Source organism: Mesorhizobium sp. J428, assembly GCF_024699925.1.
Lineage (GTDB): Bacteria > Pseudomonadota > Alphaproteobacteria > Rhizobiales > Rhizobiaceae > Mesorhizobium_A.
The window spans coordinates 4,627,133-4,650,159 of sequence record NZ_JAJOMX010000001.1; the positions used below are offsets into that span (position 1 = coordinate 4,627,133).

Genomic DNA, 23,027 nt, shown 5'->3' on the forward strand with positions numbered 1-23,027 from the left:
CGTCAGGCCGCCTCCAGGTTGAGCTCGTCGGAGGCGATGTGGCCGTCCACGAAGGTCAGGATGCGCCCGGCATGCGCCGCGATGTCCGCCTCATGCGTGACCATGGCGATGGTGAGCCCTTGGTCACGGTTGAGGCCGGTCAGCAGCTCCATGATCTCGTGGCTGCGCGCGGTGTCGAGATTGCCGGTCGGCTCGTCGGCGACGAGCAGGGTAGGGTTGGTCACGATGGCGCGCGCGATCGCGACGCGCTGCTGCTGGCCGCCGGAAAGCTCGGCGGGCGTGTGGCCCTCGCGTCCGGCCAGCCCGACCTTGGAAAGCGCTTCCAGCGCAAGGCGCCGGCGCTCGCGCGATGGCACGCCGCGATAGATCAGCGGCAGCTCGACGTTTTCCACCGCCGTGGTGCGGGCGAGCAGGTTATAGCCCTGGAAGACGAAGCCGATGTAGAGGTTGCGCAAGAGCGCGCGCCGAGACCTGTCAAGCCCGCCGGCATCGACATCCATGAACAAGTAGCGGCCACGCGTCGGCGTATCGAGGCAGCCGATGATGTTCATCGCGGTCGACTTGCCGGACCCTGACGGCCCCATGATCGCGACGAATTCGCCGGTCTCGATCGTGAGGTCCACGCCCGCGAGTGCGTCGACGCGGGCCTCGCCGGAGCCGTAGGTCTTCCAGACCTGTTCGAAAGTGACGAGCGGCTGCGTCACGCTCAGGACCTCCGCTGCCTGGTCGACACAATCACCTGGTCGCCTTCCTCGAGGCCGGAGAGAATCTCCGTCTTGCGGCCGTCGGTCGAGCCCGTCCGGACCCGCACCTCGGTCGGAGCACCGTCGCGCAGGACATAGAGCGTGCGGCTGCCGTCGGCCGGCTGCGCGGTCTGGGGCGCGCGGCTGCGCGGCGGGCGCGGCATGAACATGGTCTGGAGATTGAAGCCGCGCGAGGCCTCGACCGCCGGCGGGCGGAAGCGAAACGCCTCGGAGGGCACGGTGAGGACGTCCTTTGCCTCCCTGGTGACGACCGAGACCGTGGCTGTCATGCCCGGCCGCAGGATCAGGTCGTCATTGGCGACGGCGAGCTTCGCCTCGTAGGTGACGACGCCATCGGTGGTGACGGAGGCATAGGCGAGGTCGCTGATCCCCGCGTCGAAGGTGCGGCCGGGAAAGGCATCGACGGTGAAACTCGCCTTCTGGCCCTTCTCGACTGTGCCGATGTCGGCCTCGTCGATCGCGGCCTCGAGCTCCATGTGGGCGAGGTCGGCGGCGATGACGAACAGGACCGGCGCCGACAGCGACGAGGCGACCGTCTGGCCGGGATCGACGTCACGCGTCAGCACGACGCCGTCGATCGGCGCGTAGATGGTGCTCTGCGCCAGGTCGGCCTGCTGCAGCTTGAGATCCGCCTCGGCGATCGAGAGGTTGGCCTGCGCCGAGGATACCGCGCTCGCAGCACGGTCGCGCGCCGCGGTTGCCGTTTCCAGCGCCTGGTCGGCCACCATGCCTCGCTGCGACAGGCTGAGCGTGCGGTCGTAGGTCAGCTCGGTCTCCTTCAGCGTCACGCGCGCGTCCTCGACCTTGGCGCGCGCCGCTTCCACGGAAGCCTCGGCGCGCTCGACCTGGGCGACGCGGCGGGTGGTGTCGAGCGTCAGCAGCACATCGCCCTTCGCGACCGTCTGGTTCTCGCTCACCTCGACCGTGCGCACGACGCCGGACAGTTCGCTCGACACATCGACCTGGGTGACCGGCTGGAGCGTGCCGGTGGCGGTGATCGTGGTGGTGATGTCGCCGCGTTCCGCCGCAGCCGTGACGTAGACCGGCGCCGTGGACGAGGTGGACGACGACCAGTACCACCAGCCGCCCGCCGCGACGGCGGCGAGAACCAGCGCAATGAACAGCCAGCGCCCGAGCCTGCGCGGCGCCTTTCTGTCGAGCGCCAGGGACGCGGCGACCTGCGGTGTCTGGTCCGCCTTGGCGCGGCTGACGATCTGATCCATGTCGGGCGCTCTTCCTGCTTTTTCGATGCGTCCCAATGTCTGTCTTTGTATGTCTTTACGACACAGATCAGCTTTGACCGCGGCCAATACAAATTAAATCTCGTTCATATTGCCCTGCCGCCGGGCGGCAAAGCGCGCGATTGTTTCTGTGCACAGCCATTGAGGCGAGGGGCGGGCGCGCGCTATGGCTTCGCCGGGATCAGGGAGACCATCATGGCCGCACGCCGCTACCTCTTGCTCAATGTCTTCGCCGGCACGGCGCTGGAAGGCAATCCGCTCGCCGTGGTGCTCGACGCCGAGGGGCTGGACACGGCGCGCATGCAGGCGATCACCCGCGAGTTCAACCTGTCGGAGACGGTCTTTGTTCTGCCGCCCGAGAATGGCGCGCATGCGGCGCGGATCCGGATCTTCTGCCCGGAATACGAGATGCCCTTCGCCGGGCATCCGACGGTCGGCACGGCGGTGGCGCTCTGGCACGAGCGCGGCCATGGCGACGGCGAGATCCTCGTGCTGGAGGAGAATATAGGCCCGGTGCGCTGCATCGTCAGTGCCGGGGAGGGCGCAACCTTCGCCGAGTTCGACGTGCCGCAACTGTCCGCCGCAATGCCGTTCGCGGCCGATTCGGCACGGATCGCGGCCGCGCTCGGGCTCGACGCTTCGGAGATCGGCTTCGACTCGCATGTGCCCGGCGCCTGGTCTGCAGGCGTGCCCTATGTGACGGTTCCGGTGAAAGGACTCGATGCGATCGGGCGCGTGCGCTTCGATCCGCACGCCTGGAGCGCATTCGCGCCGGCCAAGGGCAACGACGCCAGGGCATCGGCCTACGTCTATTGCCGTGAGACCATCCTGCCCGGCAGTTCCTTCCACGCCCGCATGTTCGTTGCCGCGAGCCCCTCCTATGAGGACCCGGCGACGGGCTCGGCGGCGGCCGCCTTCGTCGGAACCTTCGTCGCCAACGAGCGGCCGGCCGACGGCAGCCACGAGATCCGTATCGAACAGGGCATGGAGATGGGACGGCCCTCGCGCATCCGCCTCGAGATCGACGTCGAGGACAGCAAGGCCGCCGCCGCGCGCATCGGCGGTGATGCGGTCGTCGTCGGGCGAGGGGAGATTTACGTATAGCCGTCGCAGCGGCGGGCGCCTTTGTGCCGATCCGCCGTGCGAATGCAGATGGGAACTCCTGCGGCTCGCAACTGTTTCCGTCGCACAAGAGGTGTACCATGCGAGACGGCAAGACTGCCTATGAACACGGGGCGCGGAAGCTGAAGTCTGCGACCGGATCCGATCCGAACGACGCGTTCTCCCGGGAGACGGCGGAGAATCGCAAGCCGCCGCTCGGGATGGGACTCGTGGAGAGAGGCGACGAAAACCTTACGCCGCCGAAGGGGAACAAGTGCGCTCAGGGCGAACCGCCGCGCGTGCAGACGCTGCGGCGGTCCTGACCACAGGCCGGCGCAGCGGAAGCGGTCGGGACGCCATTCTGACAGGCTTTCGCGGTCCGGCAAAATTCACGTCTGGGCGGGGTGGACACCCGGGGTCCGGTTCGCTATAGAGCCGCACCTGACGCGGTTGCCGCGTCATCTGGCCCGGGTGCGTAGCTCAGTTGGTAGAGCAGCTGACTCTTAATCAGCGGGTCACAGGTTCGATCCCTGTCGCACCCACCAGCCAAATCTGGAAAGTTCCAAAGCTTCCTGCCTATCGCTTCTATATGATGCCGGGATGCGTCTGGCTGCCTCCTGGCGTGGTAGCTGGGGGCGCTGTGGCGCTGCCGTCGACGGGTGCGGTCGACCACTCTGCGCCGAGTTGGCCGGACGACTGTGAGTCGCCTGGCGGGAGGAGTGGTCGATGGACGAGGTGGGGCGAATCGATCGCTATGCGCCGGACGGAGCCTATGCGTGGCTCAGGCTCGGCATTTCGCTGGCGCTCGCCACGATCGGCGGCGTCGGCATGTGGGCGATCGTGGTGGTGCTGCCGGCGGCGCAGGCCGAGTTCGGCGCGGGCAGGGGCGAGGCCTCGCTTGCTTACACTGCCACCATGCTCGGCTTCGCGCTCGGCAATGTCGTGGTCGGGCGCCTGATCGACCGGGTGGGTTTCATGTGGCCGGCGCTGGTGTCGGCGGCCCTTTCCGGCGCAGGCTTCATCCTCGCTTCCTACGCGCCGTCGATCGGCACGCTGGCGCTGGCGCAAGGGCTGCTGATCGGCGCGGGATCGTCCGCGACCTTCGGGCCGCTGATCGCCGACATCTCGCACTGGTTCGACCGGCGGCGCGGCATCGCGGTCGCCGTCGCGGCCTGCGGCAACTACCTCGCCGGCGCGCTCTGGCCGATGGCGATGCAGCCGCTGCTGGCGGCGCAGGGCTGGCGCGAGACCTATCTCATCATCGGCATCGTCTGCCTGGTGACGATGCTGCCGCTCGCCGCGATGCTCGGCCGGCGGCCGGCGCACCATTCGGCCGTGGGCGCGGCGGGCGATGCCCGGGTCAAGGACATCGGCCTGTCGCCCGGCGCGATCCAGGCGCTGCTCGTGGTGGCGGGGCTCGCGTGCTGCGTGGCCATGTCGATGCCGCAGGTCCACATCGTCGCCTATTGCGCCGACCTCGGCTACGGCGTAGCGCGGGGTGCGGAGATGCTGTCGCTGATGCTGGCGGCCGGCATCATCAGCCGGCTCGCTTCCGGCTTCCTCGCCGACCGGATCGGCGGCGTCCCGACACTGCTGATCGGCTCCGTACTGCAGGGCCTGTCGCTCTTGTTCTACATCCCGTTCGACGGGCTCGGCTCGCTCTATGTCGTCTCGGCGATGTTCGGCCTGGCGCAGGGCGGCATCGTGCCGAGCTATGCGATCATCGTGCGCGAATACATGCCGGCGCGCGAGGCGGGGCAGAGGGTCGGCATAGTCATCATGGCAACCATCCTCGGCATGGCGCTGGGTGGCTGGATGTCGGGCTTCATCTACGACCAGACGGGATCCTATGCCGCCGCGTTCCTGAACGGCATTGCCTGGAACCTGCTCAATGTCAGCGTGATGGCGCTGCTGCTCTGGCGCTCGACGCGCGGCGGGCGGGTCGCGATCTAGAGGGCGCGTACCTTTACCTTTGCCGGCTTTTCGATAGCGAGCGGATTGCGCAAGGGCAGGCCGAAGCCGTCGGCTTCGATTTCGAACACGTCGCCGGCGCCGGTGCGGATGCCGTCGGCGAAGGAGAGTGTCGCGGTGCCGAACATGTGCACATGCACGTCGCCCGGCTGGCGGAACAGCCCGTATTTGAAGTGGTGGTGCTCGAGATCTCGCAATCGTGTGGGACATGTTGTCCTCGCCCGACAGGAACGGCTTTTCCCAGATCGTCACCCCTTTGCGCCGGATGCGCGAGCGGCCGCGCACGTCGGCGGGCAGGGGGCCGACCAGGATCTCGGGGCCGAAAGCAGCGTTCCGGAGCTTCGAATGGGCGAGGTAGAGATAGTTGACGCGCTCGGTGACATGGTCGGAGAACTCGTTGGCAAGTGCGAAGCCGACGCGGAACGGGGTGCCGTCGTCGCCGATGACATAGATACCCGCGATCTCGGGTTCCTCGCCGGCATCCTCGGCAAAGGCCGGGGACAGGAGTGCCGCGCCGGGGGCTGCCACCATCGTGCCGTTGCCCTTGTAGAACCATTCCGGCTGGACGCCGGGCCCGCCATTCACCGGCTTGCCGCCCTCGATCCCCATGCGGAACATCTTCATCGAATCCGTCAGCGCCTCGTCGCCGACACCCAGTTTCTTGTGCATCGCATCGCGCGCGGCGGCCGAGCCGAGATGGGTGAGGCCAGTGCCGGTGAGATGCAGATGCGCGGGATCGGGATGGTGGATCGGTGGACGCATGCGGCCCTGCCGGTAGGCGAGTTCGAGGTCGACATCGGCGCCGAGCCCGCGCTGGAGAACGAGTTCGCCAAGCCCCTTGTTGGTGCGCGCGGCTTCAAGCGCCAGCGCATAGACGGACGCCGCGCCTTCGACAGCGCGGACTCGCTGCTCGTGGCGCGCCAGCACCCGGATCCGTCCCGTCTCGTCGACGATCTGCGACAGAAGCATGTCTCGTTCCTTCCAATACGCCGGCCTTGCGGCAAACCTCCGCCATGCGTGGGTGCCCGAGGCACTCCCGCAAGACCCGGCGGCAATGATATGTGCGAGGCTGTTTCCCTTGTTTCCCGGAACCTTATGCCTTCTTCTTGTTGTAGAGATCGAAGGCAACGGCGCCGAGCAGCACCAGGCCTTTGATGACCTGCTGCCAGTCGATGTTGATGCCCATGATGCCCATTCCGTTGTTCATCACGCCCATGATGAAGGCGCCGATGACCGCACCCGCCACCTCGCCGACGCCGCCCATGGCCGAGGCGCCGCCGACGAAGACGGCCGCGATGACGTCGAGCTCCATGCCGGCGCCTGCCTTGGGCGTCGCTTGGTTGAGCCGGGCGGCGTAGATCAGGCCGGCGAGCGCGGCCAGCATGCCCATGATGACGAAGATGTAGAAGGTGAGCCGTTCGGTCTTGATGCCCGAGAGCGCGGCCGCCTTGACGTTGCCGCCCATGGCGAAGATGCGGCGACCGAAAGTCATCCGCTTGGTGATGAACACGAACAGCGCGATCAGGATGCCCATCACGATGAGAACGTTGGGCAGGCCGCGATAGGATGCGAACTTGTACATCAGGAACAGGATGATGCCGCCGATTACCAGGTTCTTGACCACGAACAGACCGAACGGCTCGGCCTCGTAGCCGTGGCTCTCGCGGTTGCGGCGACTTTTGAGCGCGAAATAGAGCATCGCGGCAACGATCAGCACGCCGATGACCAGCGTCGTCGAATGCAGCACCCAGCCGGAGTTCGGGATCGGCCGGCCCGAGGCGTTAAGCGTCGGCTCGGTCAGCACCAGCGGGCCGATGATGTCGGGAATGAAACCGGCGCTGAGAAGCTGGAACTCGGGCGGGAAGGGTCCGACGGAGCGGCCGCCGAGCAGCCAGAGCAGCAGGCCCTTGAAGACCAGCATGCCGGCCAGCGTCACGATGAAGGCGGGGATCTTCATATAGGCGATGAAGTAGCCCTGCGCCCCGCCGATGACCGCGCCGACGGCGATGCAGGCGATCGCGCCCAGCAACGGGTTCCAGCCGTAGTCGACCATGAGCACGGCCGCGACGGCGCCGACGAACCCGGCGACGGAACCCACCGACAGGTCGATATGGCCGGCGACGATGACCAGCAGCATGCCGAGCGCCATTACGACGATATAGGAGTTCTGCAGGACGATATTGGTCAGGTTGACCGGGTAGAACAGCACGCCGTTGGTCATGACCTGGAAGAAGATCATGATGGCGATGAGCGCGATGACCAGGCCATACTGGCGCAGGTTCTCCTTCAGCGCCATCTGCGCTGTGGCGCGCGCCGTGTTGGCGATGGGTGCGGACGTTTCCGTGCTCATCAGGCTGCCCTTTCCTCCCCACGGACGATCGCCCGCATGATCTTTTCCTGGCTTGCGTCGGCCGCCGCCATTTCCCCGACGATGCGGCCTTCGTTCAAGACGTAGATGCGGTCGCAGATGCCGAGCAGTTCCGGCATCTCGGAGGAGATGACCAGGATGCCTTTGCCTTCCTCGGCGAGCTTGTTGATGATCGTGTAGATCTCGTATTTCGCGCCGACATCGATGCCGCGGGTCGGCTCATCGAGGATCAGCACGTCGGGATCGGAGAACAGCCACTTCGACAGGACGACCTTCTGCTGGTTGCCGCCCGAGAGGTTGCCGGCGATCTGGTAGACGCTGGACGAACGGATATTGGTCTTGCGCCGGTATTCGTTGGCCACTTTCAGCTCTTCCATGTCGTCGATGACGCCGCCGCTCGAGACGCCCGGCAGGTTGGCGATGGTGACGTTGTGCTTGATGTGGTCGATCAGGTTGAGGCCGTAGGTCTTGCGGTCCTCCGTCGCGTAGGCGAGGCCGGCATCGACCGCGCGGCCGACCGTCGAGGTGTCCGCCGGCTTGCCGTGCATGAGAACCTCGCCTGTGATCTTCGTGCCGTAGGTGCGGCCGAAGACGCTCATGGCGAATTCGGTGCGCCCGGCGCCCATGAGGCCGGCGATGCCGACGACCTCGCCCTTACAGACGCTGAGGCTGATGTTCTTGATGACCTGACGGTCCGGGTGGAGCGGGTGGTAGACGCTCCAGTTGCGCACCTCGAAGATGGTCTCGCCGATCTTCGGCGTGCGCGTAGGGTAGCGGTTCTCCAGTGAGCGGCCCACCATCGAGGTGACGATGCGGTCCTCGGTGATGTCGGCCTTGTCCATCGTCTCGATCGACAGCCCGTCGCGGATGACGGTGATCTGGTCGGCGATGCGTTTGATCTCGTTCAGCTTGTGGCTGATCATGATCGAGGTCAGGCCCTGCGCCTTGAACTCCAGCAACAGGTCGAGGAGCGCCTGGCTGTCCTTCTCGGACAGCGACGCGGTCGGCTCGTCGAGAATCAGGAGCTTGACGTCCTTGGCGAGAGCCTTGGCGATCTCGACGAGCTGCTGCTTGCCGGTGCCGATGTTGGTGATAAGCGTGTTGGGGTCTTCGCGCAGGCCGACCTTGCGCAAGAGCTCCGAGGCCCGGCGCTCGGCCTTGTTCCAGTCGATGATGCCGAACTTCGCCTGCTCGTTGCCGAGGAAGAGGTTCTCGGTGATCGACAGGAGGGGAACAAGCGCCAGCTCCTGGTGGATGATGACGATGCCTTCGCGCTCGGAATCGTGGATGCCGTTGAAGCGGCATTCCTTGCCTTCGTAGAAGATCTCGCCCGAATAGCTGCCGAACGGATAGACGCCGGAGAGGACCTTCATCAGCGTCGACTTGCCGGCGCCGTTCTCGCCGCAGATGGCATGGATGTCGCCGCGCCGGACCTTGAGATTGACGTTCTCCAGCGCCTTCACGCCCGGGAAGGTCTTGGTGATGCCGCGCATCTCGAGGATGTAATCGTCCATCATTCTCCTCCTGTCCTTCGCCCCGTTGACGGGGAGAAGGTGACCCGAAGGGCCGGATGAGGGCGGGAGCTTCCCATCGAAGGTTGGCGCTGCTCCTCATCTGCCTGCCGGCATCTTCTCCCCGTATACGGGGAGAAGAACTCACTCAGCCGGCGCTTACTTCAGGTCTTCGGCCTTGATGTAGCCCGACTTGACCACGATCTCCTCGTAGTTCGACTTGTCGACCGACACCGGCACAAGCAGGTAGGACGGGACGACCTTGACGCCGTTGTCATAGGTCTTGGTGTCGTTGATCTCCGGCTCCTTGCCGGCGAGCACGTCGTCGACCAGCTTGGCGGTCACCTTGGCGAGTTCGCGGGTGTCCTTGAACACCGTCGAATACTGTTCGCCGGCGATGATCGCCTTGATCGACGGGGTCTCGGCGTCCTGGCCCGAGATGATCGGCCAGGGCTGGTCGGCGGTGCCGTAGCCGACGCCGCGCAGCGACGAGATGATGCCGCGGGACAGACCGTCATAGGGGGCGAGAACCGCGTCGACGCGGCTGCCGTCGGAGTAGTTGGCGGACAGGATGTTGTCCATGCGGGCCTGCGCGACGGCGGCGTCCCAGCGCAGCGTGCCGACCTTCTCCATGCCCATCTGGCCAGACTTGACGACCAGGTCGCCCTTGTCGATCAGCGGCTGCAGCACGCTCATGGCGCCGTCGTAGAAGAAGAAGGCGTTGTTGTCGTCCGGCGAACCGCCGAACAGCTCGATGTTGAAGGGGCCCTTGTTCTCGGGATAGCCGAGGCCCTTGAGGATCGACTCGGCCTGCAGGACGCCAACCTTGAAGTTGTCGAAGGTGGTGTAGTAGTCGACATTGCCGCTCTGGCGGATGAGGCGGTCATAAGCGACGACCTTGGCGCCGCCGTCATGCGCCTTCTGCAGCACGTCCGACAGCGTGGTGCCGTCGATCGAGGCGATGATCAGCACCTTGGCGCCCTTGGTCACCATGTTCTCGATCTGCGCGAGCTGGTTCGGGATGTCGTCCTCGGCATATTGCAGGTCGACGGTGTAGCCATTGCCTTCGAGCGCGGCCTTCAGGCTGTCGCCGTCGCTGATCCAGCGCAGCGACGACTTGGTCGGCATGGCGATGCCGACGAGGCCCTTTTCCTGGGAAAAGGCCTGCGGGGCCATGGCCAGGATGGAGACGGCAGCCGCCGCCACGATTGTCTTCAGGAATTTCACGTCGTTCCTCCCTTTGGAGTGGTGTCGGGGCTGCCGGCAGAGGCTGCATCGGTGTCTGGACGGCAGGGCGAATGGGGGCGCGGCGCATGCCGCGATTGGCGGAGCGCGGCCTGAAAGCTCCTCCCTTCGCCCGACGTCTCTTTATCGATGATCGCCGGGACCGCGCTGGATGACGAACGTGTCGGTGAAAGATATAACTGTCAAATGCAAAGACGGGCGATTGGTATATCAAGCCCGGTATGTATTGCCGCGGAGGGAACAGGATGTCGGATCGTCAGGGATGGACCAATCCGGCCTGGGCGGGACAGCGCGACGGCGACGGCGAAACGCTGGCGCGCGGTGGCCTGAAGGTCGGCCACCTGCGCATGGTCGCCGCACTCGATGAACATGGCCAGGTGAGTGCGGCTGCCTCCGTGCTCAACATCTCGCAGCCGGCTGCATCGCGCATGATCGCCGAGATCGAGGCGCTCGTCGGCGCGCCGATCTGCGAGAGGCTGCCGCGCGGCGTGGCGCTGACGCCCTACGGAACGGCCCTGGCGCGGCGTGCGAGATCGGTGCTGCTCGAACTGCGCGAGGTCGACCGCGAGATCGCCGACCTGCGCAGCGGCAAAGGCGGCTCGGTCTATCTCGGCGCGGTGACGGCGCCCGCCATCGACCTCGTCATCCCGGCGATCAAGATCGTGCGCGAGACCTATCCGAAGGTCGAGATCAACATGCAGGTCGAGACCAGCGCCGTGCTCGCCAAGGAACTGCTCGCCTCGCGGCACGATTTCATCGTCGCCCGCATTCCTGACGACCTCAATCCGCGTCTCTTCGAAGCGCGCGTGATCGGCGTCGAGAAGGCCTGCCTTATCGTGCGGCGCGGCCATCCGCTGCTTGGCCACGGCGCGGTGCGGCTGGATGAGCTGCACAAGTTCGACTGGGTGTTGCAGCCGGGCGGCTCGCTGCTGCGGCGCACGCTGGAGGGCATCTTCGTTTCGCATGACGCGCCGCTGCCCGACCGCGTCCTGAACACCTCCTCCTTGCTGCTGACGCTGGTGATGGTGGCGCAGTCGGATGCGATCGCGGCGGTGTCGATCGAGGTGGCCAATTTCCTGCGTGGCAGGGGTGACCTCGACGGCTCGGTCGAAATCCTGCCGACGGAGTTCGAAATCGTCGTCCAGCCCTATAGCCTGATCACGGTTCGCAGCCGCTCGCTCTCGCCGGCGGCGCAGATCCTCTACGACCAGATCCGGAACCAGCTCCGGTAAGCAAGTTTCGTTCTCGCGTCGAAACGAGCAATAAACGAAAGAAATTCGAAACAGCCTCGTTACAAAGAGGTTAACGCTGCGGCACTGCGGAGATACGGCTATTCCCTACAAGGCGCGTCATCAGGGAACCACTTCAAACGAAAGACCCAACGCCATGTCCGCTCTCGCCGCCCCCGCCGCCCGCCGCTCCGTTCTCGCCGCGCTTCCGCGCATCGCCGTGCGCACCCGCACCTCGGAAAACCAGATGGCGATGTTCTCCGTCGTCTCCGTCGGCGCGATCGCCTTCATGATGCTCCTGCCGTCTCCGCGCGCCGCCTTCGCCGCAGTCGAGCCCGAGACGCCGGCTATCCAGGTCGTCGTGACGACCGAAAAGGCGCCGCGCCTCGTCGTCGCGACTGAAACCGACAAGGCCTGCGCCGGCCAGGCCTGGGGCTCCGAGACGCTCGACTGCATCCTGGCGATCGCCAAGGACAGCGGCATCAAGCGCACCATCCGCCTCGCGGATGCGGACATCCGCCACTGAGACGACACCGACAGGAGACGAGCATGCACATCGCCCGCCGCAATCCGCATGTCAGCCGCACCTGCTCCAGGCATTTCTCGCAGGAGACGGTCTGGCTCCGCCTGAGGACGAAGGAATGGGATTTCTTCGTCGCCGACGAGGTGGAGGCCTTCGCGGTCATCGCGCGGCACGATGTGCTCGACGTCGAGGCGATGAGGCAGCGCTGAGAGCCACCATTGGCCGCCAGCCGAATTTCGACACGGTCCCGAGCGGTCAGCTCTGCTCCGCGCCGATCTGGTCCGTGACGGCTGCGAGCGCGCCTCGCACGTCGAGGGTCGAGAAGGGTTTTTCCATCAGGAGCGGCCTGAGCTTCGGCGCGATCTCCTCGAACTCCGCCCGCGCGCCGAGGCTGTCGCCGGTCACGAGCACGAAGCGGCGCGCGAGATGCGGCCGCTTCTGCGTCAGTTCACGGTAGATCTCGAGCCCGCTCGCGCCAGGCATGCGAAGGTCCGAAAAGACGATGTCGATTTCCATGTCGAGCCGGTCGACGCCCTCGCGCGCTTCGGTCCATCCAGTATGAATGACGGATTTTATGCCCATCAGTTCCAGGATGTCGGCGAGCGACGCAGCGACGTCCGGCTCGTCGTCGATGATGAGCGCCGTGCGGAGATTGGTGGACTTCGGCGCAGCACCCGCGATCTCGCCGAGCGAGCGGGATACCAGCGGAAGCTCAACCACGAAACGCGCACCGCCGGTGTCGCTTTCTTCGTACCAGACCTTGCCGTTGTGGCGCTCGACGATCGACTTGGAGATCGACAGGCCGATGCCGGTGCCGACGCCCACCGGCTTGGTGGTGAAGTAGGATTCGAAGATACGGTCGCGGATCTCCTTCGGAATGCCGGGGCCGTTGTCCTCGACCGTGAAGCGGGCAAGCCCGGACGGCGTGCGCTCGGTGCGGACCTTGATGCGCCGCTCCCCGTTAACGGAGGCCAGAGCGTGCTGGCTGTTGACGAGGAAGTTCGCCGCCACCTGGGTCAGGTGGTCGGCGTCGCCGATCACGGGGAGGGCAGCAGGCGAGAACGACGTCTCGACGACGATGCCGGAAGACCGTGCACCATAGGCGCTGATCTCCAGCGCGGAGCGGATCACCTGGTTGAGGTCGGTCTCGGCTTGCGCGGTCGGATGCAGCCGCACCATGCCGAGGAAGCTCTTGACGATGCGACCGCAGCGCTCGGCGGCGGCGCGCACCTTCTCCGCGCGCGTCTTTGTCGAGGCGTCCGGCGCGAATTCGTGCAGCAGCGTCGATTGCGCGACCACAACCGCGAGCGGATTGTTCAGCTCGTGCGAGACGCCGGCGAGCAGCGAACCCATCGCCGCCATCTTCTCGTTCTGGTGCAGCCGTTCGCGCTGGCGGTTGATCTCTTCCTCGGCGCGGCGCCGCTCGCGCAGGTCGCGCACCGCGCCGATGAACAGCTTGCGCCCGGCCGCGTTTACCTCGGAGATGGTGAGCTCGACCGGGAAGATCTCGCCCTTGGCGTTGGTGCCGTTCATCTCGAAGCGCTTGCCGATCATCCGGCCGGCATCGCTCTCGAGATAGGAGCGCAGGCCGTTGATCAGCATGGGCCGGTATTCGAGCGGGATCAGCGTCGTGACGATGTTGCGGCCGAGTACGTCGTGCTTCTTCCAGCCGAACATACGCTCGGCGGCCGGGTTGAATTCGATGATGCCGCCGCTCTCATCGATGATCACCATGCCGTCGAGGGCAGCGTTGAGCATCGTGGTGCGGAAGGTCTCGGCGATGTGCGCCTCGGTCTGCGAGCGTTCGATCGCGTCGCCGATGATCAGCGCCACCATGCTGAGCGCGGAGTGCTCTTCGTCGGTCCAGTTGCGCTCTGTGACGCAGTCGTTGACGGCGAGCGTGCCCCACACATAGCCATGCGCGAAGACGGGATAGGATATGAACGACTTGATCCGCTGGCGTTCGAAATCCTCGCGCAGGAAGCCGCTCAGCTCGCGGGTGTGGCCGGCGAAGACGATGCCACGCCGGGCCTCCTCGGACAGCTGCTGCAGCAGCGGATCGGATTCGATCATCGACTTGACGATGGTGGTCGGCCGGCCTTCCGGCCCGAGTATGGTCCGGTCGATCCAGTAGGAGAAGATCGTCTGGGAAAAGCCCTGGCCGGAGATGTCGCGCATGCGAAACAGCACCGAACGATGGCAGCCGAACGCCATGCCGAGAATGGCGAGTGCGTCGTCGATTTCTTGCTGCCAGTCGATCGACTGGCGCAGGCGCCGCATGAGGTCCGCCACCACCACCGTGAGCCCGCGCGACTGGTACTCCTGCCGGGCTTGGGAGATGTCTTCGATGGCGGCCAGAGTAATGTCCCGCACGCAGCCTCCCTAGGCGGTCTTTCCGGCATCGGACAGCGAGAAGATGTAACCTTCGCCGCGTACGGTGCGCAAGAAACGGGGATTGGACGGATCCGCCTCGATCTTCTTGCGCAGGCGCATGATGCGGATGTCGAGGGCGCGCGAATCGTCGGCCTCCTCGACAAGCCCGATCGCCTCGGCGATCGCGGAGCGGCTGAGCAGGCGGTTGGCGCGGGTGAGGAAGACCTCCAAAACGTCGAACTCGCTCTTGGCCATTTCGACCATGCCGCCGCTCGGTCCCGTCACCATGCGGCCGTCGAGGTCGGCCGAGAAGCCGCCGAAGGTAACGACGCGGCGGGCGGGGCGCAGCGGGCCGTCGTCGTCCGACACCGTCCCGGTGGGCGCTGGCACGCGCCGCAGGACGGAGCGCACGCGGGCGAGAAGCTCGCGCAGCTCGTAGGGCTTGACGATGTAGTCGTCCGCGCCGAGCTCGAGGCCGACGATGCGATCGATCGAGGTGCCGGAGGCAGTGGCGAAGATGATGCCGACCGGCATCTTGGAACGCAGCCAGCGGCCGAGCGAGAGTCCGTCCTCGCCGGGCATCGAGATGTCGAGGATCGCCAGGTGGAAGGTCTGCTCCCGGGCGATCTCGCGCATCGCTGCGGCGTCGCCGACAGCCGTCACGTCATAGCCGCTCGCCGTCAGATATTCCGCGACCGCATCGCGAAGATCCGGCTCGTCGTCCACCACAACGATTTTCGATCGCACGGCGCTGTCTTCCCTGCTGGTTCCGGAAAGCAGATTGGGTGTAAACATGATGCCCGAGTCTCTCTTTATCTCTTTTTTTCGGAAGGTCCATGTCCGCCAGAGCGGTGATTGCGGTTGTCTCGGCGAGCAAGGAGACAGGAGTCCAGCTCGGCGAATATTTGCGCCGTCGCGGACACGACGTGACGATGGCGCATGAAATCTGGTCGGCGCGGCCGCTTTTCGCCGGCAAACCGGATCTCGCGGTCATCGACCTGCAGCTTCCCGGTGGGTCCGGCCTCGACCTCCTGCGCGACTATGGCGGGGAGGAGGGGCCGTCCTTCGTCCTGGTCTCGACCGGGCCGGCGCTGATCGAAAAGGTGCTCGCGCTCGAGCTCGGCGCTGCCGACGTCATCGAGGCGCCGTTCAACCTGCGCGAGGCGGCGACCCGAATCGGCGGCATCCTGACCCGGCGCGGCTTTCCCGCACCCGACCTGCTGCCGCTCGAGAACTCCACCGTCGACCTGCGGGCCGCACTCGTCATGCACCATTCCGGCGAGGAGGAGCAGCTCTCCGCCGGCCAGGTGGCCATGCTGAAGCTGTTCGCCGCTCGTCCGCATACCGTCATCAACCGCGACGACATCATCGCGGCGGCCCCGGCCGAGAGCTACGACGCCTTCGACCGGTCGATCGATTCCCGCATCGTGCGCCTGCGCCGCAAGCTCGATTCCGAGGCGATCGTCACCGTGCGGGGGGCCGGATACCGGTTCGATCCGCCGAAAGGCGCATAGAAGCGCGAAGCGGGTGTTGCCCGCAGAGCGCTTTCCAACCGATCTGCCTGCCCCGGGTTGCACCTAGCGGACCGCCGTCGTCATCGCGGATGCGATCTCGACTGTCGGGGCTGCGAGCGCCTGCGCGCCGGCGTGGTCTTTCATGAGGACGGCGCCGACGGCCACGAGGCCGAGTGCCGCCTGTCCGTAGAGCAGCCCGATCAGGACCGTCGATCCGAGTTTCGAACGCATCAGCGCTTCTCCTCAAGGCCCGGCAGCGCGTGCCGCGCCAGGGCCGTTGTCTTTCATGGTCGCAGGATGCTCGGGTCGTGTATCGAGACTGTGCCGCTCGAAATCGCCGTTTGTTGCCATAAGTTGCTGGGAATCCGCGAATTTCGTGCGGCGGGACAGAAAGCTGCCGGATCGCGGCGGCGACGTTTCTAAAATGTCCGAAACGGAAACCAATTCGAAACAAAGATGAACGCGGTGTGAAATTCGCGGGATACACAGCCGCTGCAAATTCCCTCCATCCAAGCGCAGCAGACGCTAACAAGACAGATGGAGGCTCCAATGACCGCTCTTACCGCCCGTTTCATCAACATTGCCGCGATCGCGGCCACCGGCTTCGGCCTGATGCTCGCCGCCGGCAACGCCCCGGCCGCGGCTTCGGTTTCGAACGAGGTCGTCGCCCGCGTGCAGATCTCCACCCAGACCATGCAGGTCAGCGTCGGCGGCCGCCCTACCTATGAATGGAAGGTCTCGACCGCAGGGAAGGGCTACGTGACCCCGACCGGGTCGTGGAAGCCATGCGGATGCATGAGATGTGGTATTCGAAGAAATACGACAACGCGCCGATGCCGCATTCGGTGTTCTTCACCGGCGGCTATGCGGTGCACGCGACCCCGCATGTGAAGAACCTCGGCCGCCCGGCCTCGCATGGCTGTATCCGGCTGCACCCGACCAATGCCGAGGCGTTCTACACCCTGGTCAAGACGTTCGGGCAGCAGAACACCCGCATCGTCATCGTCCAGTAATTTCCCGAGCGCAGCGCCGTCGTTCCCTCGACGCGACCGCTTTGCCCCGGCAGGAGGCTGACCTCCGCCTGCCGGGGCTTAGTCCGTTTGCGGCTACTCGCGCCGGCTGGAGCGGTAGGCGCTGGGCGAATGGCCGAACGCGGCGCTGAACGCGCGGCTGGCGTGAGCCGCGTCGGAAAAACCCCAGCCGAGCGCGATGTCCGTGATCGAGCGGTGCGAGAGCCGCGGGTCGGCGAGGTCGCGCCGCATGGCGTCGAGCCGGCGCGAGCGGATATGCGTGGCGACGGTACCGCCGCTGCCCGACCAGAGCATGTGCAGGTAGCGCGGCGAGATGCCGAACCGGGCGGCGATGCGCGACGGCGTGAGCTCGGGGTCGTCAAGGTTCTCCTCGATATGCCGCAGGAGACGCCCGAAGAGGTCGCCGCCGGCGGGAGAGGGGGCGACGGGGTCGAGCATCCGGCCGAGCAGGTCGACAAGGATGTCGGCGGCGAGCGGCGCGTGGCCGGCGGGAATGTCGGCAGCCACTTTCGAGAGGGATGCCAGGTGGCCAGCCGCCAGCGCGCCGAGGCCGCCGCGGCTTTCGAGCTGCGTCGCCCCGCGCGGCTCGGCGGAGGCGGCGCGGGCAAGCCGTTCGCGCGGCACGATGAGCGTGACCTTGTGCAGCGCGTTGACGATCTCGAAGCGGATCGGCCGGGAACTGTCCCACAGGAGCATGTCGCCGGGGCCGAGCGTGGCGACGACGTCTCCCTGACGCACGCGCTCGCGGCCGGAGAGGACGAGGAGGAGGCCGAAATGATCGCCTTCGGTACGACGGATGTCCGGCGCCTCGCGGAAGCCCGACAGCGGCGCGCTGCGGCACTCGACAATGGTGCAGCCGCCCAGCCCATGCCATTCGAGCCGGCAGTCGTGCGGCGCACGGTCTGGCAGGTCGAGCGACCAGGGCAGGTGGACGTCGCTCAGCATGGCGCGCGTCGCCTCCGCGCGCAGCGCCTGCGGCACGTCGGTGGACCTCCAGGTGCCGCCCGTCATCATGATCCTCCAGCGCCATCCTCCGAGGCGCGGGCGAAGATTATCGCACAACCACTTCCCTGTCGAACAAACCGCTTCCCTCCCATGCAAGCGCGGCCCGCGCCGGCGCGGCATCAAGACGGTCTCGAAACCTGTCACGGGAGGACGGCATGCGACGCGACATCGAATTCAGAACTGAGGACGGCATAATCCTGCGGGGCTGGCACTACCAGGCGAAGGGAGTGGAGGGGCCGGCGCCGACCGTCGTCATGGCGCATGGCTTCACCGCCACGCGCGAAATCTTCCTCGACAGCTTCGCCGAGGTGTTTTCGGCGGCGGGGTTGGGCGTCATCGTCTACGACCACCGCAATTTCGGCGTCAGCGACGGCACGCCGCGCGGCCATGCCGATCCGTGGGCGCAGATCAATGGCTATCGTGACGCGATCACCTGGGCGCAGACCCAGGCCGATGTCGACCCGAACCGGATCGGCGTGTGGGGATCGAGCTATGCCGGCGGTCATGTGCTGGTGGTCGCGGCACTCGACCGGCGGGTGAAGTGCGTCGTCGCGCAGGTGCCGCTCACCTGGGGCTTCGAGACGGCGCGGCGGCTGATCCGCGGTGACCATTGGGCTGGACTGCGCGCCGCCTTCGATGGCGACCGCGCCGCACGCGCCCGCGGCGAGGCGGGCGCGATGATGCCGGTCACGGCGCCGGAGGGCGAGCCCTGCGCGCTGCCGACGGCCGACACCTACGAGTTCTTCATGCGCTTCGCGAAGGAGCACGAGACCAACTGGAAGAACGAGGTGACGCTGCACTCGATCGAAATGTTCACCGAATACGAGCCTGCGACCTACATCGCCCGCATCGCACCGACGCCGCTGATGGTCGTGGTGGCGTCGGGCGACCATCTGACGCCGTTCGACATGACCGCACGGGCCTATGAGCAGGCACTGGAGCCGAAGAAGCTGGTCATACTGCCGGGCGGGCATTTCGAAGCCTATACGGGCGAGCCGTTCAAGATCTCGTCGGCGGCGCAGCGCGACTGGTTCAAGCAGCACCTGTAAGAGGAGAGGTTCGGGCGAGTAAGTTACATCCTCACCCGCTCGGCCTTCGGGTCGTACATCGGCTTGAGCGACGCCTCGGCGGCGAAGCGCTCGCCGGCGATCTCGATCTCGTAGGACGAGGCGAGCACGTCGGCCTCGCTTTCGCCCGGGCAGGGGACATAGCCCATTCCGATCGCGCCACCGAGGAAATGGCCGTAATTGCCGGACGTGACGGTGCCGACGATCTTCCCGTCGCGCACCAACGCTTCGTTGTGGAAGAGGAGGGGGGCGGGATCCTTCAGCCGGAATTGCGCGAGCCGGCGCACTAGGCCGGCTTCCTTTTTCCTGAGCACCGCGTCGCGGCCGATGAACTCGCCCTTGGCAGTCTTCACCGCGAAGCCGAGGCCGGCCTCGAGTACATGGTCCTCGTCGGTGATGTCGTGGCCGAAATGGCGGAAGGCCTTTTCGATGCGGCACGAATCGAGCGCGTGCAGGCCGCACAGCTTTAGGTCGAGGTCAGCACCAGCGTCCTCGATCGCCTCGAAGACATGCGCTGCCTGGTCGGTGGAAACGTAAAGCTCCCAGCCGAGTTCGCCGACATAGGTGACGCGGTGGGCGCGGGCGAGGCCCATGCCGATCTCGATCTCCTGCCAGGTGCCGAAGGGATTTGTTCCGTTGGAGAAGTCGTTCGGGCTTATCTTTTGGATCAGTTCGCGGGACTTCGGGCCCATCAGGCAGAGCACGCTTTCGGCGGCGGTGACGTCGGTGATGACGGCGAAGTCGTCGGCGACATGTTTGCGCAGCCAGGCGAGGTCGCGCTGCAAAGTGGCGCCCGGAACGACGAGGAAGAACGCAGTCTCCGACAGACGCGAGACGGTGAGGTCGCTCTCGACGCCGCCGCGGGCGTTGAGCATCTGGGTGTAGACGATACGGCCGACGGGCACGTCCATATCGTTGGCGCAGACGCGCTGCAGGAAGGACAGTGCGTCCCGGCCCTCGACGCGGATCTTGCCGAAGGAGGTCATGTCGAACAGGCCGACGCCGCTGCGCACCGCCATGTGCTCGGCTCGGCTGTTGTCGAACCAGTTCTGCCGTTGCCACGAATAGCGGTAGTCGCGTTCCTGGCCTTCTCTTGCGAACCAGTTGGCGCGCTCCCAGCCGGCGACCTCGCCGAACACAGCGCCGCGCGCCTTGAGATGCTCGTGCAGCGGCGAGCGACGGATGCCGCGGGCAGAGGACATCTGGCGGAAGGGGAAATGGTCGGCATAGAGCAGTCCGAGCGTCTCGGTGACGCGGGCGCGCAGATAGGTGCGGTTCTTCTGGAACGGCTGCATCCGGCGGATGTCGACTTCCCACAGGTCGAAGGGTGCCTCGCCGTCATTGATCCACTGCGCCAGCGCCATGCCGGCGCCGCCGGACGAGACGATGCCGATCGAGTTGTAGCCGGCCGCCACCCAGTAGCCGGACAGTTCCGGCGCCTCGCCGAGATAGTAGCGGTCGTCCGGGGTGAAACTCTCGGGACCGTTGAAGAAGGTGTGGATGCCCGCCGTCTCCAGCATCGGCATGCGGTTGACGCCCATTTCGAGGATCGGGGCGAAATGGTCCATGTCCTCGGGCAACTGGTCGAAGCAGAAATCGTCGCGGATGCGCTGGCCGGCCGGCGGCCACGGCTTTGCAACCGGCTCGAAGGCGCCGAGCATCATCTTGCCGGCGTCCTCCTTGTAATAGGCGCACTCGTCGGGAACCCGCAGCACAGGCAGGCGGGTGAGGCCGGGGATTGCTTCGGTGACCAGATAAAAATGCTCGCAGGCGTGTAGCGGGATCGAGACGCCGTTCTGCTGACCCAGGTCGCGCGCCCACATGCCGACGCAGTTGACGACGACATCCGCCTCAATTGTGCCTGCCTCGCCGTCCTTCGTCCAAGACACGCCGGTGACGCGGCCGTCCCTGGCGTGGACCTTCGTGACCTTGGTGTTTTCCGAGATCAGCGCGCCGCGCTGGCGGGCGCCCTTGGCCAAGGCCATCGCGATGTTGGCAGGGTCGCACTGCCCGTCCAGCGGCAGGTGCACCGCGCCGACGACATCGGAGACGTTCAGGTGCGGATACATCTGCTTCACTTCGGCGGGCGAGATTTCTCGCACATCGACGTCGAAGGCGCGCGCCACGGTGGCCTGGCGGTAGAGCTCGTGCTTGCGCTCCTCGGTCAGCGCCACCGAGATGGAGCCGACCTGGCGCATGCCGGTCGCGACGCCGGTTTCGGCCTCGAGCTTGACGTAGAGGTCGGCCGAATATTTCGCCAGCCGCGTCATGTTCTGCGAGCCGCGCAACTGGCCGATCAGGCCGGCGGCGTGCCAGGTGGTACCGGAGGTGAGCTGCTTGCGTTCGAGGAGAACCACGTCGGTCCAGCCGAGTTTGGTGAGGTGGTAGGCGACCGAGCAGCCGGAGACGCCGCCGCCAATGATCACCGCGCGGGCCTTGGACGGAAGTGCGGTCATGCAAGCCCTCTCAGGGAATGCCGCAGGATCAGCTTGTGCGGAAGCAGGACGGCGGCGAGATAGAAGCGGCCGGACCAGTGGTTGAACCAGATCCGGGTGGTGACGGCGGCGCGGCCCCCCGAGAGCGCGGTCTCGATCGCGAACGTCAGGTGTTTGTCGGCGAGGCCGACTTCAAGGCGGTCGGCGCTTTCATGAACCACCGGAAGCGTCGCCATCAGCTCACCGCCCTCCGCGCCCTCCGTGCGCAATCCGAACGGGGCGACGATGCGGTTGCGCAAGCGCAGCGCCATCCGGGCCCATGCGGGAAAGCCGTGGATCGCCTTCAGATAGGCGGTGCGCGCGTCACGGATCGCGGGACTGACGCTTCCCTCATGCCGGTCGCTCCAGTTCGGCGCGCGGTCAGGCCGTGCCAGACTGGGACGATTGCCATGAACGGGCTCTGCCATCACATCGAATCCTGGCCGAGATCGACGATATGCCGCTTTAGCCGCGCCGCCGCCTCGCGCAAGACATCCTCGGGCTGGCAGAGCGAGATGCGGATGCAGCCGGCGGCCGCGTCGCCGAAGGAGGAGCCGGGCATGACGGCGACTTTCTCCGCGTTCAGCAGTCCCCAGGCGAAGGCCTCGTCGTCGGGCTCGACCGCGCGGATGTCGAGCATGACATACATGCCGCCTTCCGAGCCGCGGACCGTGATGCCGTTGATGCCGCGGATGGCGTCGAGGAAGGCGAGGCGTCGTGTGTCGTAGATCCTGGCGATTTCCTCGACGCCCCAGTCGTTCTCCAGCGCCTCGATCGCCGCGCGCGACACGAAGTCGGGCAGGCCGTAGGTCGAGACGAGGTTGAGGCTGATCAGTAGCGAGATCATCGGCTCGGGGCCAGTGAGCCAGCCGATGCGCCAGCCGGTCATGCCATGGCTCTTGGACATCGAATTGATGACCAGCGTTCGCTCCGCCATCCCCGGCAGGCTGCGCGGCGAGATGTGTTCGCCATGCGCGATGGTCCAGTAGACCTCGTCGGCGAGCAGCCAGAGATCGTGGCGGCGGCAGATGCCGGCGATGGCTTCGAGGCTTTTGCGCGTATAGACCGCGCCGGTCGGGTTGTTCGGCGAGTTGATCAGCATCGCCCGCGTATTCGGCTGGATCGCCTTCTCGATCGCGGCCGGGTCGGGCTGGAAGCCGTCTTCGGCATGGGCTTCGACCACGGTGAAGCCGGCGCCGGCGGCGCGGAACGTGCCGGGATAGGTGGCGTAGTAGGGCGCGACGACAATCGCGTGCTGGCCGGGATCGAGGGCCGCCTGCACGGCGGCAAAAAGCGCGGCCTGCCCGCCGGGGGTGGCGAGGATCTCGGCTGCGCTTGTCGCTACGCCGGTGCACCGGGTGGAGAGCTTCGCCATCGCCTCGCGAAGACGCGGCAGGCCAGGAAGCTGGGTGTAATGATGATAGCCGCCCCGGACATATTTCACCGCCGCCTCGACGGTCTCGGAGGGCGTGTCGAAGTCGTGGTCGCCGACCGACAACATGATGATGTCCTCACCAGCCTGCTTGCGTGTCATCGCCTCGAAATGGACTTCCCAGCCGTCCTTGCCGGAGGGGGTGATGCCGGAAATACGGGAGGAGGGGTAAGGCATC

The 23,027-nt window shown here is 66.1% G+C and carries 19 protein-coding genes, 1 tRNA gene and 2 pseudogenes; 9 read left to right on the forward strand and 13 right to left on the reverse strand.

All coding sequences use genetic code 11. The features are described from left to right. Positions 1 to 2: 2 nt before the first annotated feature. Both LRS09_RS23275 and LRS09_RS23280 read right to left on the reverse strand, forming a co-directional pair. Positions 3 to 704 (reverse strand): ABC transporter ATP-binding protein, encoded by a 702-nt coding sequence (locus LRS09_RS23275; protein ID WP_374684876.1) that lies wholly within the window; start codon positions 702 to 704, stop codon positions 3 to 5. Positions 705 to 706: 2 nt separating this feature from the next. Beyond that, positions 707 to 1,987, reverse strand: coding sequence for an efflux RND transporter periplasmic adaptor subunit (locus tag LRS09_RS23280; RefSeq protein WP_257809368.1), 1,281 nt, complete (start codon positions 1,985 to 1,987; stop codon positions 707 to 709). A 213-nt stretch (positions 1,988 to 2,200) separates the two neighbouring features. Between LRS09_RS23280 and LRS09_RS23285 the strand changes: the two genes are divergently transcribed. The 3 genes from LRS09_RS23285 to LRS09_RS23295 all read left to right on the forward strand — a co-directional run bounded on the left by LRS09_RS23285 (position 2,201) and on the right by LRS09_RS23295 (position 5,059). Then, positions 2,201 to 3,109: a PhzF family phenazine biosynthesis protein gene (locus LRS09_RS23285; RefSeq protein WP_257809370.1), complete on the forward strand. Its 909-nt coding sequence runs from the start codon at positions 2,201 to 2,203 to the stop codon at positions 3,107 to 3,109. A 466-nt stretch (positions 3,110 to 3,575) separates the two neighbouring features. After that, positions 3,576 to 3,651: transfer RNA gene (locus LRS09_RS23290), tRNA-Lys, on the forward strand. A 181-nt stretch (positions 3,652 to 3,832) separates the two neighbouring features. Beyond that, entirely contained in the window at positions 3,833 to 5,059 is a 1,227-nt protein-coding gene (locus tag LRS09_RS23295; RefSeq protein ID WP_257809372.1) for an MFS transporter, read from the forward strand. Here the strand turns inward: LRS09_RS23295 and araD1 are convergent. The 4 genes and pseudogenes from araD1 to chvE all read right to left on the reverse strand — a co-directional run bounded on the left by araD1 (position 5,056) and on the right by chvE (position 10,183). Then, positions 5,056 to 6,046 (reverse strand): annotated as a pseudogene (gene araD1, locus LRS09_RS23300) (AraD1 family protein). The gene LRS09_RS23295 and the pseudogene araD1 overlap by 4 nt on opposite strands. Positions 6,047 to 6,170: 124 nt before the next feature. Continuing rightward, complete coding sequence (gene mmsB / locus LRS09_RS23305; protein WP_257809373.1) at positions 6,171 to 7,427, reverse strand: multiple monosaccharide ABC transporter permease; 1,257 nt, start codon at positions 7,425 to 7,427, stop codon at positions 6,171 to 6,173. Continuing rightward, positions 7,427 to 8,959 (reverse strand): multiple monosaccharide ABC transporter ATP-binding protein, encoded by a 1,533-nt coding sequence (gene mmsA, locus LRS09_RS23310; protein ID WP_257809375.1) that lies wholly within the window; start codon positions 8,957 to 8,959, stop codon positions 7,427 to 7,429. The genes mmsB and mmsA overlap by 1 nt, the downstream gene beginning before the upstream one ends. A gap of 156 nt (positions 8,960 to 9,115) precedes the next feature. After that, positions 9,116 to 10,183 (reverse strand): multiple monosaccharide ABC transporter substrate-binding protein, encoded by a 1,068-nt coding sequence (gene chvE, locus LRS09_RS23315; RefSeq protein ID WP_257809378.1) that lies wholly within the window; start codon positions 10,181 to 10,183, stop codon positions 9,116 to 9,118. A gap of 263 nt (positions 10,184 to 10,446) precedes the next feature. Here chvE and LRS09_RS23320 point away from each other — a divergent pair, with 263 nt between their 5' ends. From LRS09_RS23320 to LRS09_RS23330, 3 genes are all read left to right on the forward strand, one after another. Further along, positions 10,447 to 11,433 carry a LysR family transcriptional regulator gene (locus LRS09_RS23320; protein ID WP_257809379.1) on the forward strand — a complete coding sequence of 329 codons (987 nt, stop codon included), beginning with the start codon at positions 10,447 to 10,449 and terminating at the stop codon, positions 11,431 to 11,433. 154 nt (positions 11,434 to 11,587) lie between these two features. After that, positions 11,588 to 11,956: a hypothetical protein gene (locus LRS09_RS23325; protein ID WP_257809380.1), complete on the forward strand. Its 369-nt coding sequence runs from the start codon at positions 11,588 to 11,590 to the stop codon at positions 11,954 to 11,956. Positions 11,957 to 11,979: 23 nt separating this feature from the next. After that, positions 11,980 to 12,162: a hypothetical protein gene (locus tag LRS09_RS23330; protein ID WP_257809389.1), complete on the forward strand. Its 183-nt coding sequence runs from the start codon at positions 11,980 to 11,982 to the stop codon at positions 12,160 to 12,162. A gap of 46 nt (positions 12,163 to 12,208) precedes the next feature. Here LRS09_RS23330 and LRS09_RS23335 read toward each other — a convergent pair whose 3' ends face one another. Beyond that, positions 12,209 to 14,233, reverse strand: a complete 2,025-nt coding sequence (locus tag LRS09_RS23335; protein ID WP_257810297.1) for a hybrid sensor histidine kinase/response regulator — start codon at positions 14,231 to 14,233, stop codon at positions 12,209 to 12,211. Between the two features lie 102 nt (positions 14,234 to 14,335). Further along, complete coding sequence (locus LRS09_RS23340) at positions 14,336 to 15,073, reverse strand: response regulator (RefSeq protein ID WP_257809391.1); 738 nt, start codon at positions 15,071 to 15,073, stop codon at positions 14,336 to 14,338. A gap of 89 nt (positions 15,074 to 15,162) precedes the next feature. On the opposite strand from LRS09_RS23340, the gene LRS09_RS23345 reads away from it, so the two are divergent. Next, entirely contained in the window at positions 15,163 to 15,840 is a 678-nt protein-coding gene (locus LRS09_RS23345; protein ID WP_257809393.1) for a response regulator transcription factor, read from the forward strand. A 63-nt stretch (positions 15,841 to 15,903) separates the two neighbouring features. Here the strand turns inward: LRS09_RS23345 and LRS09_RS23350 are convergent, their stop codons facing one another. After that, positions 15,904 to 16,071: a hypothetical protein gene (locus LRS09_RS23350; RefSeq protein WP_257809395.1), complete on the reverse strand. Its 168-nt coding sequence runs from the start codon at positions 16,069 to 16,071 to the stop codon at positions 15,904 to 15,906. A 318-nt stretch (positions 16,072 to 16,389) separates the two neighbouring features. Here LRS09_RS23350 and LRS09_RS23355 point away from each other — a divergent pair. Continuing rightward, positions 16,390 to 16,853, forward strand: a pseudogene (locus LRS09_RS23355) (L,D-transpeptidase). A 93-nt stretch (positions 16,854 to 16,946) separates the two neighbouring features. On the opposite strand, the gene LRS09_RS23360 reads toward LRS09_RS23355, so the two are convergent. After that, positions 16,947 to 17,882: a helix-turn-helix domain-containing protein gene (locus LRS09_RS23360; protein ID WP_257809396.1), complete on the reverse strand. Its 936-nt coding sequence runs from the start codon at positions 17,880 to 17,882 to the stop codon at positions 16,947 to 16,949. A 149-nt stretch (positions 17,883 to 18,031) separates the two neighbouring features. Here LRS09_RS23360 and LRS09_RS23365 point away from each other — a divergent pair, with 149 nt between their 5' ends. Continuing rightward, positions 18,032 to 18,925, forward strand: a complete 894-nt coding sequence (locus tag LRS09_RS23365) for an alpha/beta hydrolase (RefSeq protein WP_257809398.1) — start codon at positions 18,032 to 18,034, stop codon at positions 18,923 to 18,925. Positions 18,926 to 18,948: 23 nt separating this feature from the next. On the opposite strand, the gene LRS09_RS23370 is transcribed toward LRS09_RS23365, so the two are convergent. The 3 genes from LRS09_RS23370 to LRS09_RS23380 are packed head-to-tail and all read right to left on the reverse strand — an operon-like array spanning position 18,949 to position 23,026. Beyond that, positions 18,949 to 21,399 carry an FAD-dependent oxidoreductase gene (locus LRS09_RS23370; RefSeq protein WP_257809400.1) on the reverse strand — a complete coding sequence of 817 codons (2,451 nt, stop codon included), beginning with the start codon at positions 21,397 to 21,399 and terminating at the stop codon, positions 18,949 to 18,951. Next, on the reverse strand, positions 21,396 to 21,845 hold the full coding sequence (locus LRS09_RS23375) for a DUF2867 domain-containing protein (protein WP_257809402.1): 450 nt from the start codon (positions 21,843 to 21,845) through the stop codon (positions 21,396 to 21,398). Before LRS09_RS23375 ends, LRS09_RS23370 begins: the two co-directional genes overlap by 4 nt. Then, positions 21,845 to 23,026, reverse strand: coding sequence for a pyridoxal phosphate-dependent aminotransferase (locus tag LRS09_RS23380; RefSeq protein WP_257809404.1), 1,182 nt, complete (start codon positions 23,024 to 23,026; stop codon positions 21,845 to 21,847). Before LRS09_RS23380 ends, LRS09_RS23375 begins: the two co-directional genes overlap by 1 nt. Position 23,027 lies beyond the last annotated feature (1 nt).